Source organism: Virgibacillus indicus (assembly GCF_002266285.1).
Classification (GTDB): domain Bacteria; phylum Bacillota; class Bacilli; order Bacillales; family Amphibacillaceae; genus Virgibacillus_K; species Virgibacillus_K indicus.
This window is the reverse complement of record NZ_NPMS01000003.1, coordinates 142435-155846: the sequence shown is the minus strand read 5'-3', so window position 1 is coordinate 155846 and position 13412 is coordinate 142435. Positions and strand designations below refer to the sequence as shown.

Here is a 13412-nt window from a genome sequence, read left to right as displayed (position 1 = left end):
AAAATTTAATGAGGTGACTACATGACTTATACTAAATTGAATAAAGAGATCATGCAATTATTTCTCGTGTTGAATATCCTGGAACCTATTCAATTTAAAGATCAAAATACTATAAAGGTAATCTCCGAGAGACTAAACATTCGAACCTATTTCTATGAGGGTTTAACGGAAGTAAATAATTTAGATGGCAAGCCCAATGTATTTTTGAACAAGAATCAATCTGAACAAAAAGTATGGCAAGATTATGGACATGCACTGGGTCACTTATCATCTTTTAATGATCTTCTAGCAAATTTACCTTCTATTTTCAAGGAGCTACAGAGCAACGAAATAAATGAATTTGCTTACCTATTTTGCATTCCTTCTTTTATGTTAGAACAACTGCATGATATTAATGAAGACGCTATCGTACATTCATTTAATGTTGAATACAACTTTGCCCAAAAAAGAATTGCGTTATATGAGGATAATTTAACAGGAGTGACGAAAAATGGCTAGTTATCAAAAGTATAACACTAAAAAAGGTGAACGGTGGTTATATAAAGTTCTAATAGGAAATGATCCATTTTCAGGAAGAAGGAAATACACTACAAAACGGGGTTTTAGAACCAAAAGAGAAGCCCAAGCATCTGCCCGTAAGTTAGAACTCAGTTTATCAGATGGCACCTTCAAACAAGATTCAAATATTCTATTTATTGACTTTATACCGATCTGGTTTAAGTATTATAAAAAGTTGGTTAAAAAAAGTACACTCGATGCAAGAAGAACCAGAGTGAAAATACTATGCAGGTATATTCAAAGTAGAATGATGCTAAAAAATATATCAAAAAAGAACTACTTACAAATATTACACAAGTTACAAGATGATGGAATGACATATAATACCATTAAAGCAATCCATTCAACTGCCAGCCTAATTTTTAAATATGCTATTTCTGAGGGCTATTTGAAAAATAATCCAACTAGTCATATTGATTTTCGATTTCTAAACGATAACAATGATACAACGACTTTAGATTTAGATGAAAAAGAAAAATACTTGGAAAAAGAGGAATTAGCAAAATTTTTACAAGCTGCCAAAAGCGACCAATACCCACAGGACTATATTATATTTTTAACTTTAGCTTTTACCGGGCTTAGACGTGGTGAATTAATTGTGTTAAAATGGGACGATATTGACTTTGATAACCAGACAATAACAGTCACGAAGACTTATTATAGTGAAAGCAAGAGAGCTAATGACATCGCTCCCCATCGACCTAAAACCGCAAAGTCGGTCCGCGAAATAGATGTAGATAAAAAAGTCTTTGAAGAATTAAAAAAACACCTTGACTGGCAAGAAAAGTTTAAAAAAGAATGCGGTAAATCTTACAATGATTTTGATTATGTTTTTAATAATTATAACAAATATCCTGGCTATCCAATTGACCCACAATTCATTTATGACCACATGAAGAAAATTCTAATCAAGATGGATTATCCAACTATGTTATCTCCTCATTCATTACGACATACACACGCATCACTTTGTATTGAAGCAGACATTCCACTCAGAGATATAGCAGAAAGACTTGGACAAGAGGACACAAAAACATTGATAAAAATTTATGCACATACAACCAAGGGACAAAAGAAAAAGGTTGCTGCAAAGTTTAATAAAATGATGGATGAAGTAAGAAAAACAATTGATTTTTAGTAAAGTTGGTCAAAAAGTTGGTCAAAAAAATATTTCGTCCAAAATATTCATTTTGAAATTTATAAAAAACCTTGTTATAATAACCTTTGTGCAAGATTATAAATTAATATCACACCCCAAACATTTGTATCTTGCAAATATAAATGACAGGTGGTAAATAACATGGAAAGCAATAAAAATTATCAGGTTTTATTGTACTATAACTATGTGCATATTGAGGATCCTGAGGGCTATGCCGCGGAGCATCTTCAATTTTGCAAGGATTTAGATTTAAAGGGAAGAATACTTGTAGCTCATGAAGGAATCAATGGTACTGTTTCCGGAACTGTTGAGCAGACCACTGAATATATGGAAGCAATGCACAATGATCCACGCTTTGCTGATATGGTATTCAAGATTGATGAGCATGAAGGACATGCATTTAAGAAAATGCATGTGCGCCCGCGTAAAGAATTGGTAACACTTCGTCTGGAAGATGATATTAATCCTTTGCAGACAACTGGCCAGCATTTATCTCCAAAGGAATTTTATGATGCAATGCAAGACGAAGATACAGTTGTCATTGATGCACGGAATGATTATGAATATGATTTAGGGCATTTCCGTGGAGCAATTCGCCCAGAAATCGAAACGTTCCGCGAGTTACCCGATTGGATCCGTAATAACAAAGATCAGATCAAAGGTAAAAAGGTACTGACATATTGTACCGGCGGAATCCGCTGTGAGAAATTCTCAGGTTGGCTGCTTGAAGAGGGCTTTGAGAATGTAGGTCAGCTGCATGGCGGGATAGTCTCATACGGAAAAGATCCGGAAGTTCAAGGTGAATTATGGGATGGACAGTGCTATGTATTTGATGAACGCATCTCTGTACCAATCAATCGAAAAGAACACGTTGTAGTCGGAGTGGACTATTTTGATGGTCAGCCATGTGAACGCTATGTAAACTGTGCCAATCCGGAATGTAACAAACAAATACTTTCCTCTGAGGAAAACGAGCATAAATATATGCGAGGCTGCACCCATGAATGCCGTGTTAGCCCACGCAACATGTATGTCAAAGAACATGGCTTAACTCAAGGCGAAGTTCAGGAACGACTGGAAGCCATTGGAGAAAGCTTGAAACAAGAAGCTTAAGCTTGTCGGATTCACATTTCATAAATAAACAGGCCAAATCATATATGGTTTGCCTGTTTTATTTTTATCAAAAACTATGTGTGTGAAAAGTGTGACAGTGACCGGTATTTTCGCAATATTTTAATTTATAGTGAATGGCCTCTGCTTTATCTGGTTAACATCATTGACATCTGAATACTGGATTGCTAACCTTTAGAAAAGGAGGCCTCTTCACATGAGTGTTTATGATTTTTCTGCCAAAACAATGCTAGGTGAGGAAAGATCACTAAAAGAGCATAAAGGAAAAGTATTGTTAATTGTAAATACAGCAAGTGAATGCGGGTTTACACCACAGTTTCAGGGACTGCAACAATTATTTGAAACCTATCAGGATCAGGGCTTTGAGGTTCTTGGGTTCCCTTGTAACCAATTCAATAGCCAGGATCCCGGAACAGATGCAGAGATTTCCCATTTTTGCCAAAGCAACTATGGTGTATCTTTTCAAATGTACAGCAAAATTGATGTTAAAGGCGAAAATGCACATCCATTGTTTAATTATCTAACCTCTGAAACTAAAGGAATGTTAAACAGCCAAATAAAATGGAATTTTACTAAGTTCTTAATTAATCGGGACGGTGAAGTAATAAATCGCTATGCACCGCAAACAAAACCCGAGAGTGTTGAAAAAGATATACAAACTGCTTTACAGGATAAATAATTTTATACCCTGCAAGTTCATTGCAGGATGAAGAAGGTAGAAACAAGTTTGAAAGTTGAGAGACACGTCAGCTTAGTTGAGAGATATCCACCAAAAGCTGAGAGATAACTGCAGATTCCCTTGCTGTCTCTCAGCTTTCAGAGGGGGTCTCTCAACTTTGCCGCTCAGTCTCTCAACTATTTCTGTTTTCTCTCAACTTCCCCCACCTGTCTCTCAACTATTTCTGTTTTCTCTCAATTTCTACAATCTTCACAACTTTAAAGCCTATTTAAAAACAAGCGCTAATAAAAGCGCTTGTTTCAAAACATTAATATGCCTTAGCCCAAATTACTAATTCTTTTGCTTCTTTTCCACAGCAGACACATGTATCTGATACTGATTCCTGTTCAAAAGGGATGCAGCGTGAAGTTGCTGTAGTTTCTTCCTTAATCTTCTCTTCACATTCATTATCGCCACACCACATTGCTTTGATGAATCCAGTTTTTTGATCAAGCGTTTGTTTGAATTCATCCATGTCCTTTGCAACAGTGGTTTTTTCATTGCGATGCTCCAGAGCCTTATTATATAAATTTGTCTGTATTTCATCCAGTAAAGCTGGCAGGCGTTCCTCAAGTTCGTTCAGTGCAACAAATTCTTTTTCTCCTGTATCACGGCGGACTAAGACAACTTGTTCCTTCTCAATATCTTTAGGTCCCATTTCGATCCGTACAGGGATGCCCTTCATTTCATATTCATTAAATTTCCAGCCAGGCATCTTATCACTTGCGTCGATATCCACACGAATAAGATCGTTTAACCGGTCACGCAAATCATAGGCTTTATCTAAAACGCCCTCTTTATGCTGGGCGATTGGTACAATCATTGCTTGGGTTGGAGCGATTCTTGGCGGTATCACCAATCCACGATTGTCACCATGCACCATGATTAAAGCACCCATAATCCGTGTTGATAGGCCCCATGAAGTTTGATGAACAAACTGGCTGTCACCATTTTCGTCCAGATAAGTAATATCAAAAGCTTCTGCAAAACCTGATCCGAAGTGATGAGATGTTCCAGATTGCAATGCTTTTCCATCATGCATCAAAGCCTCAATCGTTAATGTGTATTTGGCACCGGCAAACTTTTCCTTTTCAGTTTTACGTCCCCGAAGAACAGGGATAGCCAGGTAATTTTCTACTACATCAGCATAAACACCGAGCATTCTGTCTGTTTCTTCAGCTGCATCCTCATCGGTTGCATGGGCTGTATGGCCTTCCTGCCAGTGAAACTCTGAAGAACGCAGAAACGGACGGGTTGTTTTCTCCCAGCGCACAACATTGCCCCATTGGTTATACAGTTTTGGCAGGTCTCTGTAAGAATGGATATTTTTAGAATAGTAATCACAGAATAGCACTTCAGAAGTTGGGCGGAATGCAAGTCGTTCTGCAAGCTCTTCATCCCCGCCATGTGTTATCCAGGCCACTTCAGGAGCAAATCCTTCGACATGATCTTTTTCCTTTTGCAGCAGGCTTTCCGGAATAAATACAGGAAATGCTACATTGGAATGACCTGTTTCTTTAATTTGGCGGTCCAATTCGTTCTTCACGTTTTCCCAAATGGCAAATCCGTATGGTTTAATGATCATTGTTCCTCTAACCAAACCGTATTCAACCAATTCCGCCTGTTTTACTACATCTGTATACCATTGAGCGAAGTCATCTTCCATTGCAGTGATTTTTTCTACAAACTGCTTGTTTTTCTTTCCCAAGCTAAACACCTCTTTATTGTTAAATTTATTTTTGAACACAAAAAATCCCCGCATCCTAAAAAGGGACCGAGGTCTGGTGGTACCACCCTTGCTTGCAATTACAAAGCGCGCAATATTAATTGATACAAGATCAATGGCTCTAGTATTCAATATCCGGCTGTGGGCTTTGTATGCCACTTCGTTTGATAACGGTCATCAACCGCGCACACCTTACAGCGAAAATCGCTTTTCCGGCGGCGAACTCAGAAGGCAGGTTCTAATCGACTTCTTTGGAAATTCACAGCATCCATTTCCTCTCTTTAAAAGACAGTCAATTATACTAATCCTCGTCATCGTTTCCTGTATATTCCTTAATATATAATGATATGCGGACAAAGTCAAATCCGGCTTAAAAAGCTTTTTCATAGATGGAAAATTTGTCTTCCCCTACCCCAACATGCCCTGCAAAGCGATAACCTGCCTGCTGATAAAAATCATTGAGTACTGGATTATCCGCAATGCAATCGAGTCGCACAAATCCATGGTTCAGCTGAATATTTTCATCAATCCATTCAAGCGTTTTCCTGCCAATCTGTTTATTATGATGGTCTTTATGTACTGCCAGACGATGAATATAAAACGCATGATCCACTCTTTTCCCCCACATTGCAATGTCCCATTCATTTTGCATTTCAGAAAAATTAAATACAGCAACGATTTCTCCTGTGTTATTTAACACTTTATATGTTATACCAGCTTGGATGTCCTCGATAATCTCATTAACTTCCACTTCATTGTACAAATGCTCCCATTGTAAGATCCCTTTTTCCTTGAGCCAGGCGGCAGCTCCCTGCAGAATCTTGAAAACAACAGAGCTGTCAGCATCTGTCGCTTTTTCTACAGTGTACGCCTCAAAATTATTTTTCTTAAATAACTTCATCATATCCTCTCCCAATACCGTTGTTCGCATTTGCTGAATACTGATCTATAGTATCTTTTTATCATTTTTCTGTTATAAATGCTTTCCATGTTACTTTTATTGCCACTTTCTCTGCGTTTGGGCTTATAAACGTTCCCTATGTTACCTTTTATGACTGCTGTCCCTGAGTTTAGGCTTATAGGCCTTCCCTATGTTACCTTTTATGACTGCTGTCCCTGAGTTTGGGCTCATAGACCTTCCCTATGTTACCTTTTATGACTGCTGTCCCTGGGGTTGGGCTCATAGACGTTCCCTATGTTACCTTTTATAACTGCTTTCGCTGAGTTTTGGCTTATAGACGTTCTCTATGTTACCTTTTATGACTGCTTTCGCTGAGTTTTGGCTCATAGGCGCTCCCTTTACATGATTTCTAGCTAAACCATCTCATAAGAAAAGCCTGCAAATCTAAAATATCTGCAAGCTTCTCCAATTATATGACTTTTGCACCCAATGTATCTGTAAAATGTCCCAGCGCCCAGTCATGTCCTGCAGGATTAAAACTGGCAACCGCATCTTTATGTACTACAATAGAGAATCCCTTATTATACGCATCAACTGCTGTATGCAATACACAAATATCCGTACATACACCGATAATATGGATCTCATGAATCCCTCTTTCACGCAGCTTTAATTCCAGATCTGTTCCGGCAAAAGCACTGTAACGGGTTTTATCATAGTAATATACATTTTCTTTTTGCTTGTTCTGTTCATAAACAGCTGCAAGTTTCCCGTATAAACTCCGTCCCGAAGTACCAATGAGATTATGCGGCGGAAACAGGGATGACTCAGGATGGAGTTTGTCCCCGTCCAGGTGCGCATCAATAGCAAATACAACATAATCTCCCGCTTCGATAAAGTCATTTGTTATGGAAGTTACCTTTTCCTCAATTGCTTGTCCGGGCACTCCACATGTTAATTTGCCATCTTTAGCAACAAAATCATTTGTATAATCAACATTAATTAATGCTCGTGTCCCCATTTGCTTCACCTTATTCTTCTTTCTTTTTTTCTGCTAAAGGATCAAAGCCGTCACCTGTCATTTTAAATGAATCAGTACCTTCATTTAATTCCGCAACAAATACATCCCAGTTTGCGGCATTTACTGCTATAAGAAATAATCGGTCCAGCACATCCAAGTCCCCAATAGCCATGATTTTCTCATGTATCTCATCAGGCAGATGTCCGAATCGCATATGCACTAAACCTAATAAATCTTCTTTCTCTGCTGTAGTTACGGTATCGTGACGATGATCATGCTCGTGTTCGTGTTCATAATCCACTGCACATACCTCCCAGTATTTTTATTTGTCTTCCATATCATTTTAACAGTCTAAGCTGATTTATCCAAAAATTAAGTAAGCTTTTTCACCTTAATTTTATGAGCCTCTCCATACTTCCTTTCAGCCGCATGATACGTTGGTCCAACTTTCTCTGTATAGGAAAAACCATGTTCAATTGCTGTTGTAACAAAGCTCTTAGCAAGTCTGACTGCTTCCAATACTGTTTTACCCTTTGCTAAATATGCAGCTATTGCTGCAGAATATGTACAGCCTGCACCACTCGTATTCACTGTATCAATTCTTGGTGCTTCAAGCATTGTAACCGTCTTGCCATCATACAATACATCTACAGCAGGACCTTTAAGTCTTCCACCCTTCACCAAAACATAATTAGCTCCTAATTGATGCAGGTCGATTGCAGCCTTTTTCAATCCATCGATACTGTCTATCGTTCTACCATCAAGCAGAAAAGAAGCTTCCGGCATATTAGGTGTAATAATGGTTGCATTAGGTATTAAACTATCTTTTAATGCTTCTATCGCATCATCTTCCAATAGCTTCGAATCTAATTTACCAACCATTACAGGATCAACAACAATGTTTTCTATACGAGAATCCTGTATTAATTCCGCTGCTGTTTCAATTACGTCTTTGGAAAATAACATTCCTGTCTTAAGACTGTCAGTCCCTACTTGTTTCATGGCTGTATCGAATTGTGCTTCAATTGCTTCGATTGTTTGTGGATGTACATTTTTATATGTCTCAGGATGTCGTCCTACAATTGCTGTAACAACGCTCATTCCATATACATCCAATTCCTGAAACGTTTTTAAATCTGCCTGGATCCCGGCGCTTCCACCTGCTGCCGATCCTGCAATTGTAATGACTCGTGATGGATAATTCATGATAAATCCTTCTTTCTGGAAATTTATTGATTATAGTAATACTACGACAAAAAACCAGGCTATCATAACAATTTGAATCACCACTTTGGCAAATGCCCCTCCTAAAAATCCAATGAGTGATCCAATGGATGCCCGAAATGCATCTTTCACTGTTTTTTTCTGAAGCATTTCAATAATAAACACAACTGCAAAAGGAACAATCAGGATGCCAAATGGCGGAATAATAAATGAACCCACGATGACCGCAATTGCAGCACCCCGTTCTCCCCATTTGCTTCCACCAAATTTTTTCACAAAGTAACTGTTTGCGATGATATCAGCGATAATTAGAATCACTGTAAACACAATCATGATAATCCAAAAGAAAACATTCAGCTCATTCGAACTAATTATAAAATGGTAAAGAATAAAGCCGACCCACAGTACTAAAACGGACGGGATGATTGGGAAGATTATCCCCGCGAAGCTTAGAATAAATAGTGCAATAATAACAATCCATATAACAATATCCAGCATGTTTCCCTCCGATCAGTTCAGTTTTACTTTCGAAACATACTCGAAAGTTTCGTTTCTTCTTTCATTAATATACGTTTATAATTTTCCATATGTTTCATAACACTTAATACTGATAATAAAACCACGATCATGGTGGGTTCAATTCCAAAGTAGAAGTACGTCGTAATTAAAAATGATACATACATAAACAACACACCAACAACCAGATAATCTGTAGCAAACGTGAAAATCAGCAGGATACCAATCCCTATCACAGCTATTTTCCAGTCTATCGCAAGCAGAACTCCAACCAGCGATGCGGTACCTTTCCCTCCGCTAAACTTCATCGTTACCGGGTAATTATGACCGATAATTATAAACAGTGCAGTAACATATACAAGCAAGTTCTTTGTTTCCCCGGTAATCCCGCTTTCATTTAAAATATATAAAACTAAAATAATTGCTAATGTAGCTTTAAAAATATCGATAAGTGCAACTAAAATTCCATACTTCCACCCCAACACTATTGTCGTATTTGAGGCACCAGAGTTTTTTACACCGGAGTTTTTAATATCGGTCTTTTTATACTTGCTGACAATTTGCGAACCGTGAAGACAGCCGAAAAAATAGCCGATTAGGCTGACAATTAGAAAATACATGGACTCCCCCCTTGCTTTAATATATCGAAAAACAACTGCAAAGAATACTCAATTGGAATTTTTATTTAAAAAATGCTGAGATACTCCTGGCTAACTTCTCATACTTATCATATATTACTATATATTTATTATGATTTTTCAGATTTGGTTTTATTATTTTTTCTTCTGGCAGGTTTTTTTTAATTTCTTCTAATGATTTTTCTTTTTCAATTCCAACTAAGGCAATCCATGCTGCTCCCCAGGCTGCATTATGATGAGTATTGGAAACATGGATTTCTTTCCCAAATATGTCCGCCACGATCTGTACCCATAAATCGGATTTAGAAAGTCCGCCATTAACGTTAATTTTCAATGGCTTCCCCGCAATTATCTCCAATGACTTTCCAATCTGATATAAATTGAAGGTTATTCCTTCGAGTGCAGCCCGTACAAGATGCTCTTTTTTATGTCCAATATTAAGACCATAGAAGTTGCCTTTTGCCCTTCCATTCCATAAAGGTGCCCTTTCCCCATTTATATAAGGCAAAAATATCAGTCCATCGGCCCCAGGGTCAATTTTCTCTGCTGATTTAATTAATTCATTGTAGCTTCCCTGAAATTCCAGCAATTCCTTCAGCCATTGTAAGGCAATACCGCCATTATTGCTTGCACCACCAATGATGGACAGGTCTTTAGTAAATCCGTATGTGAATGTTTCCTGCTTTTGATTAACTCTTGAGCCCTTAATGAACTGCCTTATTGCTCCACTCGTACCTGCCGATATATTCACTTCCCCCTGGGCAATGGAACCACTTCCAAGGTTTGCCAGCTGGCCATCAGCGGCACCCACTGCAAACGGAATTTCAGTATCTATCCCAATTTCTTCAGCAACCTTCTTTTTCATGCCTGTTAATACTTTTGTAGGTGGGGTAATTTCAGATAGCTGTTGCTCACTGATTCCAGCGAGGGCCAGCGCCTGTTGGTCCCAAACCTGAGTCAATAAGTTAAATAATCCAGTTGAGGAAGCCATCGAATAATCAATCAATCTTTTATGAAACCATTTTTGCAGCAAGTATTCCTTCATTGTCATAAAATAAGCTGCCTGTTGATAAGGCTTATATTTAGTTTCCTTCATCCACACCAATTTAACGAATGGGGACATTGGATGGATCGGTGTCCCTGTTTTTAAATAAATGGAATGACCGGAATTCTTCATTAACTTGTCTGCCTGCTCGCTGGCTCTCCCATCAGACCATATAATCATTGGTGACAGTGGCTCAAATTCATCATTTATACAAATCACGGAGTGCATGGCACAAGATAAGCCAACCGTCAGTAGTTCTCCGTTTTGCACATCCCCTTTTTGGATAACCGTTGATAAGGCATGTACAGCTGATTTTTCAATTTTTTCCGGGTTTTGTTCTGCCCAATCTGGACGGGGGTAATGGGTAGTGATCAATTCTTCTGCATCAGCAATCAGTCTGCCTTTTACATTAAATAGAACAGCTTTAACACTTGTAGTTCCAATATCAAGTCCGATAACCAGCTCCCGCCTCATCAAATCCCACCTTTAAAATTCTTTTGAAAAAGGCTTTGGTGCACATTTGCCAAAGCCTTTTTTAAATTAATTATTCAATTAGTTTTCTTGTGTTATTTCACGCCACTCCAGGTCCCCATGCTCCAAACCGCGCACTAAAATCTCTGCTGTTCCAATGTTTGTAGCTAATGGGATTGAATATACATCACTGAGGCGCATGAGTGCTGAGATGTCAGGTTCATGCGGCTGAGCAGTTAGTGGATCGCGGAAAAATATAATCATGTCCATTTTATTTTCGGCAACCATCGCACCTATCTGCTGGTCTCCACCAAGCGGTCCAGACTGGAAGCGGTGAATAGAGAGCCCTGTCCCTTCTTCTATTCTAAGTCCTGTTGTGCCTGTTGCAAATAGCTGATGCTTCTCCAGTATAAATTTATACGCCTGAGAAAACTGAATGAGATCATCCTTCTTTTTATCATGGGCAATTAAAGCAATTTTCAAAGTTCATTCCCCTCCCATTTTCTTCTCTATGTCACTACTGATTTAAAAGAGGATTCTTAAATCCAGTTCGTATGGAACACACCTTCTTTATCTTTACGTTCATACGTATGTGCACCAAAGTAATCACGCTGTGCCTGCAAAAGGTTTGCAGGCAGGTCTGCTGTTCGATAACTGTCATAATATGCTATTGCACTTGAGAATGCCGGTACAGCAATACCATTTTTCACAGCAATTGCTACAACTTCACGCAATGCAGTCTGGTATTCTTCAACAATTCCTTTAAAATACGGGTCTAATAATAGATTAGCTAATTCTGGATCCGTGTCATAAGCTTCCTTAATTTTTTGCAGGAATTGGGCACGGATAATACAGCCTCCCCGCCATATCATTGCGATATCACCATATTTAAGATCCCAGCCATACTCCTCTGACTGTGCCCGCATTTGTGCAAACCCTTGTGCGTAGGAGCAGATTTTACTCATATATAGAGCTTTACGTACAGCCTCAATCAGCTCTTCTCTGTTGCCGTCAATTTTATTCAATGCTGGTCCGCTTAACATTTTGCTTGCTTTCACACGTTCATCTTTCATTGCAGAAATACAGCGTGCAAAAACGGATTCTGTAATCAGCGGCAGCGGAACGCCAAGCTCCAGTGCATTTTGGCTTGTCCATTTTCCTGTTCCTTTTTGGCCTGCTTTATCCAGCACTAATTCGACTAGCGGCTCTCCCGTTTCTTCATCTATTTTCGTAAAGATATCTGCAGTAATTTCAATTAAATAGCTGTCTAATTCCCCTTTATTCCATTCGGCAAAAACATCATGCAGCTCTTTTGCATCTAAACCAAGCACATGCTTCAGTATAAAATAAGCTTCCGAAATTAACTGCATATCCCCATATTCGATACCGTTATGAACCATTTTCACATAATGCCCTGCACCATCTGGACCAATATACGTTGTACAAGGCGCTCCATCCACTTTTGCAGCAATAGCTTCAAAGATCGGCGCTACCAGGTCGTATGCCTCTTTCTGTCCGCCCGGCATCATGGAAGGTCCCTTCATAGCACCTTCCTCTCCACCTGAAACACCTGTACCAATAAAATGAATTCCCGTTTCATCCAGCTTTTTGTTGCGTCGGATAGTATCCTCGAACAATGTGTTCCCGCCATCGATCAGGATATCTCCTTTTTCGAGATATGGCTTTAATGATTCAATGGTTGCATCTGTTGCCGGACCTGCTTTAACCATCAGCATAATTTTACGGGGCTTCTCAAGGGATTGAACAAATTCCTCGATTGTTTTCGTGCCAACAAAATTCTTGCCTTTTGCTTCATTATTTAAAAAGTCTTCTGTTTTCTCTGTTGTCCGGTTATAAACGGAAACAGTATACCCTCTGCTTTCGATATTTAATGCCAGATTTCTTCCCATTACGGCTAAACCAATAACTCCAATTTGCTGTTTTGTCATGTTAAATTTCCTTTCTTTGTTTATATTATTAGAATGATAACATGAAATAATTGATATTCCATTATGCACATTTTTCAAGCAACTTAATACTCACCCGAATTCCAGATTCACATCACTTATTGTACCATTAAACTGCAATAGAGTTCCAAGCTTAGCAAATCTGGGAACAAAAGTGCAAGCAACTGCAGTAGCGTTGTATGAAGGTGAAGAAAGTCCTCGCTTCAGCTTTAGGCTGGTCGATTAAAAAGCTGCGCCCCTGGGCTGCATACGTTTCGCTCCACCTTAATGATTTCTGCCAAAGCGGACGTGACTGTTTTGTCCAAGAATTAATTGCTGCCAAATATTTAAACCTTCT

At 38.7% G+C, this 13412-nt stretch carries 14 protein-coding genes and 1 other annotated feature; of the genes, 4 read left to right on the top strand and 10 right to left on the bottom strand.

Annotation, left to right across the window (positions count from 1 at the left end; translation table 11 throughout):
- Nucleotides 1-21: 21 nt before the first annotated feature.
- From CIL03_RS08350 to CIL03_RS08335, 4 genes are all read left to right on the top strand, one after another.
- Nucleotides 22-498, top strand: a complete 477-nt coding sequence (locus CIL03_RS08350) for an ImmA/IrrE family metallo-endopeptidase (protein WP_094885375.1) — start codon at nucleotides 22-24, stop codon at nucleotides 496-498.
- A complete protein-coding gene (locus CIL03_RS08345) occupies nucleotides 491-1696 on the top strand; it encodes a site-specific integrase (protein ID WP_094885374.1) in 1206 nt (401 codons plus the stop codon). The genes CIL03_RS08350 and CIL03_RS08345 overlap by 8 nt, the downstream gene beginning before the upstream one ends.
- 162 nt (nucleotides 1697-1858) lie before the next feature.
- A complete protein-coding gene (gene trhO / locus CIL03_RS08340; RefSeq protein ID WP_094885373.1) occupies nucleotides 1859-2830 on the top strand; it encodes an oxygen-dependent tRNA uridine(34) hydroxylase TrhO in 972 nt (323 codons plus the stop codon).
- A 214-nt stretch (nucleotides 2831-3044) separates the two neighbouring features.
- Complete coding sequence (locus CIL03_RS08335) at nucleotides 3045-3527, top strand: glutathione peroxidase (RefSeq protein WP_094885372.1); 483 nt, start codon at nucleotides 3045-3047, stop codon at nucleotides 3525-3527.
- 307 nt (nucleotides 3528-3834) lie between these two features.
- Here the strand turns inward: CIL03_RS08335 and proS are convergent, their stop codons facing one another.
- The 10 genes from proS to gndA all read right to left on the bottom strand — a co-directional run bounded on the left by proS (nucleotide 3835) and on the right by gndA (nucleotide 13057).
- The gene (proS, locus tag CIL03_RS08330) at nucleotides 3835-5274 is read right to left on the bottom strand and encodes a proline--tRNA ligase (protein ID WP_094885371.1); all 1440 of its coding nucleotides are present in this window, start codon (nucleotides 5272-5274) and stop codon (nucleotides 3835-3837) included.
- 58 nt (nucleotides 5275-5332) lie between these two features.
- Nucleotides 5333-5616: a binding site (T-box leader), on the bottom strand.
- A gap of 46 nt (nucleotides 5617-5662) precedes the next feature.
- Complete coding sequence (locus CIL03_RS08325) at nucleotides 5663-6193, bottom strand: GNAT family N-acetyltransferase (RefSeq protein ID WP_094885370.1); 531 nt, start codon at nucleotides 6191-6193, stop codon at nucleotides 5663-5665.
- A 469-nt stretch (nucleotides 6194-6662) separates the two neighbouring features.
- Nucleotides 6663-7214 carry a cysteine hydrolase family protein gene (locus CIL03_RS08320; RefSeq protein ID WP_094885369.1) on the bottom strand — a complete coding sequence of 184 codons (552 nt, stop codon included), beginning with the start codon at nucleotides 7212-7214 and terminating at the stop codon, nucleotides 6663-6665.
- Nucleotides 7215-7224: 10 nt separating this feature from the next.
- Nucleotides 7225-7515 (bottom strand): hypothetical protein, encoded by a 291-nt coding sequence (locus CIL03_RS08315; protein WP_094885368.1) that lies wholly within the window; start codon nucleotides 7513-7515, stop codon nucleotides 7225-7227.
- 71 nt (nucleotides 7516-7586) lie between these two features.
- Nucleotides 7587-8420: a bifunctional hydroxymethylpyrimidine kinase/phosphomethylpyrimidine kinase gene (gene thiD / locus CIL03_RS08310; RefSeq protein WP_094885367.1), complete on the bottom strand. Its 834-nt coding sequence runs from the start codon at nucleotides 8418-8420 to the stop codon at nucleotides 7587-7589.
- Between the two features lie 30 nt (nucleotides 8421-8450).
- A complete protein-coding gene (locus CIL03_RS08305) occupies nucleotides 8451-8936 on the bottom strand; it encodes a DUF456 domain-containing protein (protein WP_094885366.1) in 486 nt (161 codons plus the stop codon).
- A 23-nt stretch (nucleotides 8937-8959) separates the two neighbouring features.
- Nucleotides 8960-9574, bottom strand: coding sequence for a glycerol-3-phosphate acyltransferase (locus CIL03_RS08300; protein WP_094885365.1), 615 nt, complete (start codon nucleotides 9572-9574; stop codon nucleotides 8960-8962).
- A 61-nt stretch (nucleotides 9575-9635) separates the two neighbouring features.
- Entirely contained in the window at nucleotides 9636-11111 is a 1476-nt protein-coding gene (locus CIL03_RS08295) for a gluconokinase (RefSeq protein WP_094885364.1), read from the bottom strand.
- Nucleotides 11112-11189: 78 nt separating this feature from the next.
- Entirely contained in the window at nucleotides 11190-11591 is a 402-nt protein-coding gene (gene mgsA, locus CIL03_RS08290; RefSeq protein WP_094885363.1) for a methylglyoxal synthase, read from the bottom strand.
- Between the two features lie 56 nt (nucleotides 11592-11647).
- Complete coding sequence (gndA, locus tag CIL03_RS08285) at nucleotides 11648-13057, bottom strand: NADP-dependent phosphogluconate dehydrogenase (protein ID WP_094885362.1); 1410 nt, start codon at nucleotides 13055-13057, stop codon at nucleotides 11648-11650.
- Between the last annotated feature and the right edge of the window lie 355 nt (nucleotides 13058-13412).

What these genes read in the sequence shown, in the direction of transcription:
- CIL03_RS08295 (WP_094885364.1), bottom strand. Translation starts at nt 11,111, where the DNA reads ATGAGGCGGGAGCTGGTTATCGGACTTGATATTGGAACTACAAGTGTT.
- CIL03_RS08300 (WP_094885365.1), bottom strand. Translation starts at nt 9,574, where the DNA reads ATGTATTTTCTAATTGTCAGCCTAATCGGCTATTTTTTCGGCTGTCTT.
- CIL03_RS08305 (WP_094885366.1), bottom strand. Translation starts at nt 8,936, where the DNA reads ATGCTGGATATTGTTATATGGATTGTTATTATTGCACTATTTATTCTA.
- trhO (WP_094885373.1), top strand. Translation starts at nt 1,859, where the DNA reads ATGGAAAGCAATAAAAATTATCAGGTTTTATTGTACTATAACTATGTG.
- CIL03_RS08335 (WP_094885372.1), top strand. Translation starts at nt 3,045, where the DNA reads ATGAGTGTTTATGATTTTTCTGCCAAAACAATGCTAGGTGAGGAAAGA.
- CIL03_RS08345 (WP_094885374.1), top strand. Translation starts at nt 491, where the DNA reads ATGGCTAGTTATCAAAAGTATAACACTAAAAAAGGTGAACGGTGGTTA.
- thiD (WP_094885367.1), bottom strand. Translation starts at nt 8,420, where the DNA reads ATGAATTATCCATCACGAGTCATTACAATTGCAGGATCGGCAGCAGGT.
- CIL03_RS08320 (WP_094885369.1), bottom strand. Translation starts at nt 7,214, where the DNA reads ATGGGGACACGAGCATTAATTAATGTTGATTATACAAATGATTTTGTT.
- CIL03_RS08325 (WP_094885370.1), bottom strand. Translation starts at nt 6,193, where the DNA reads ATGAAGTTATTTAAGAAAAATAATTTTGAGGCGTACACTGTAGAAAAA.
- gndA (WP_094885362.1), bottom strand. Translation starts at nt 13,057, where the DNA reads ATGACAAAACAGCAAATTGGAGTTATTGGTTTAGCCGTAATGGGAAGA.
- CIL03_RS08350 (WP_094885375.1), top strand. Translation starts at nt 22, where the DNA reads ATGACTTATACTAAATTGAATAAAGAGATCATGCAATTATTTCTCGTG.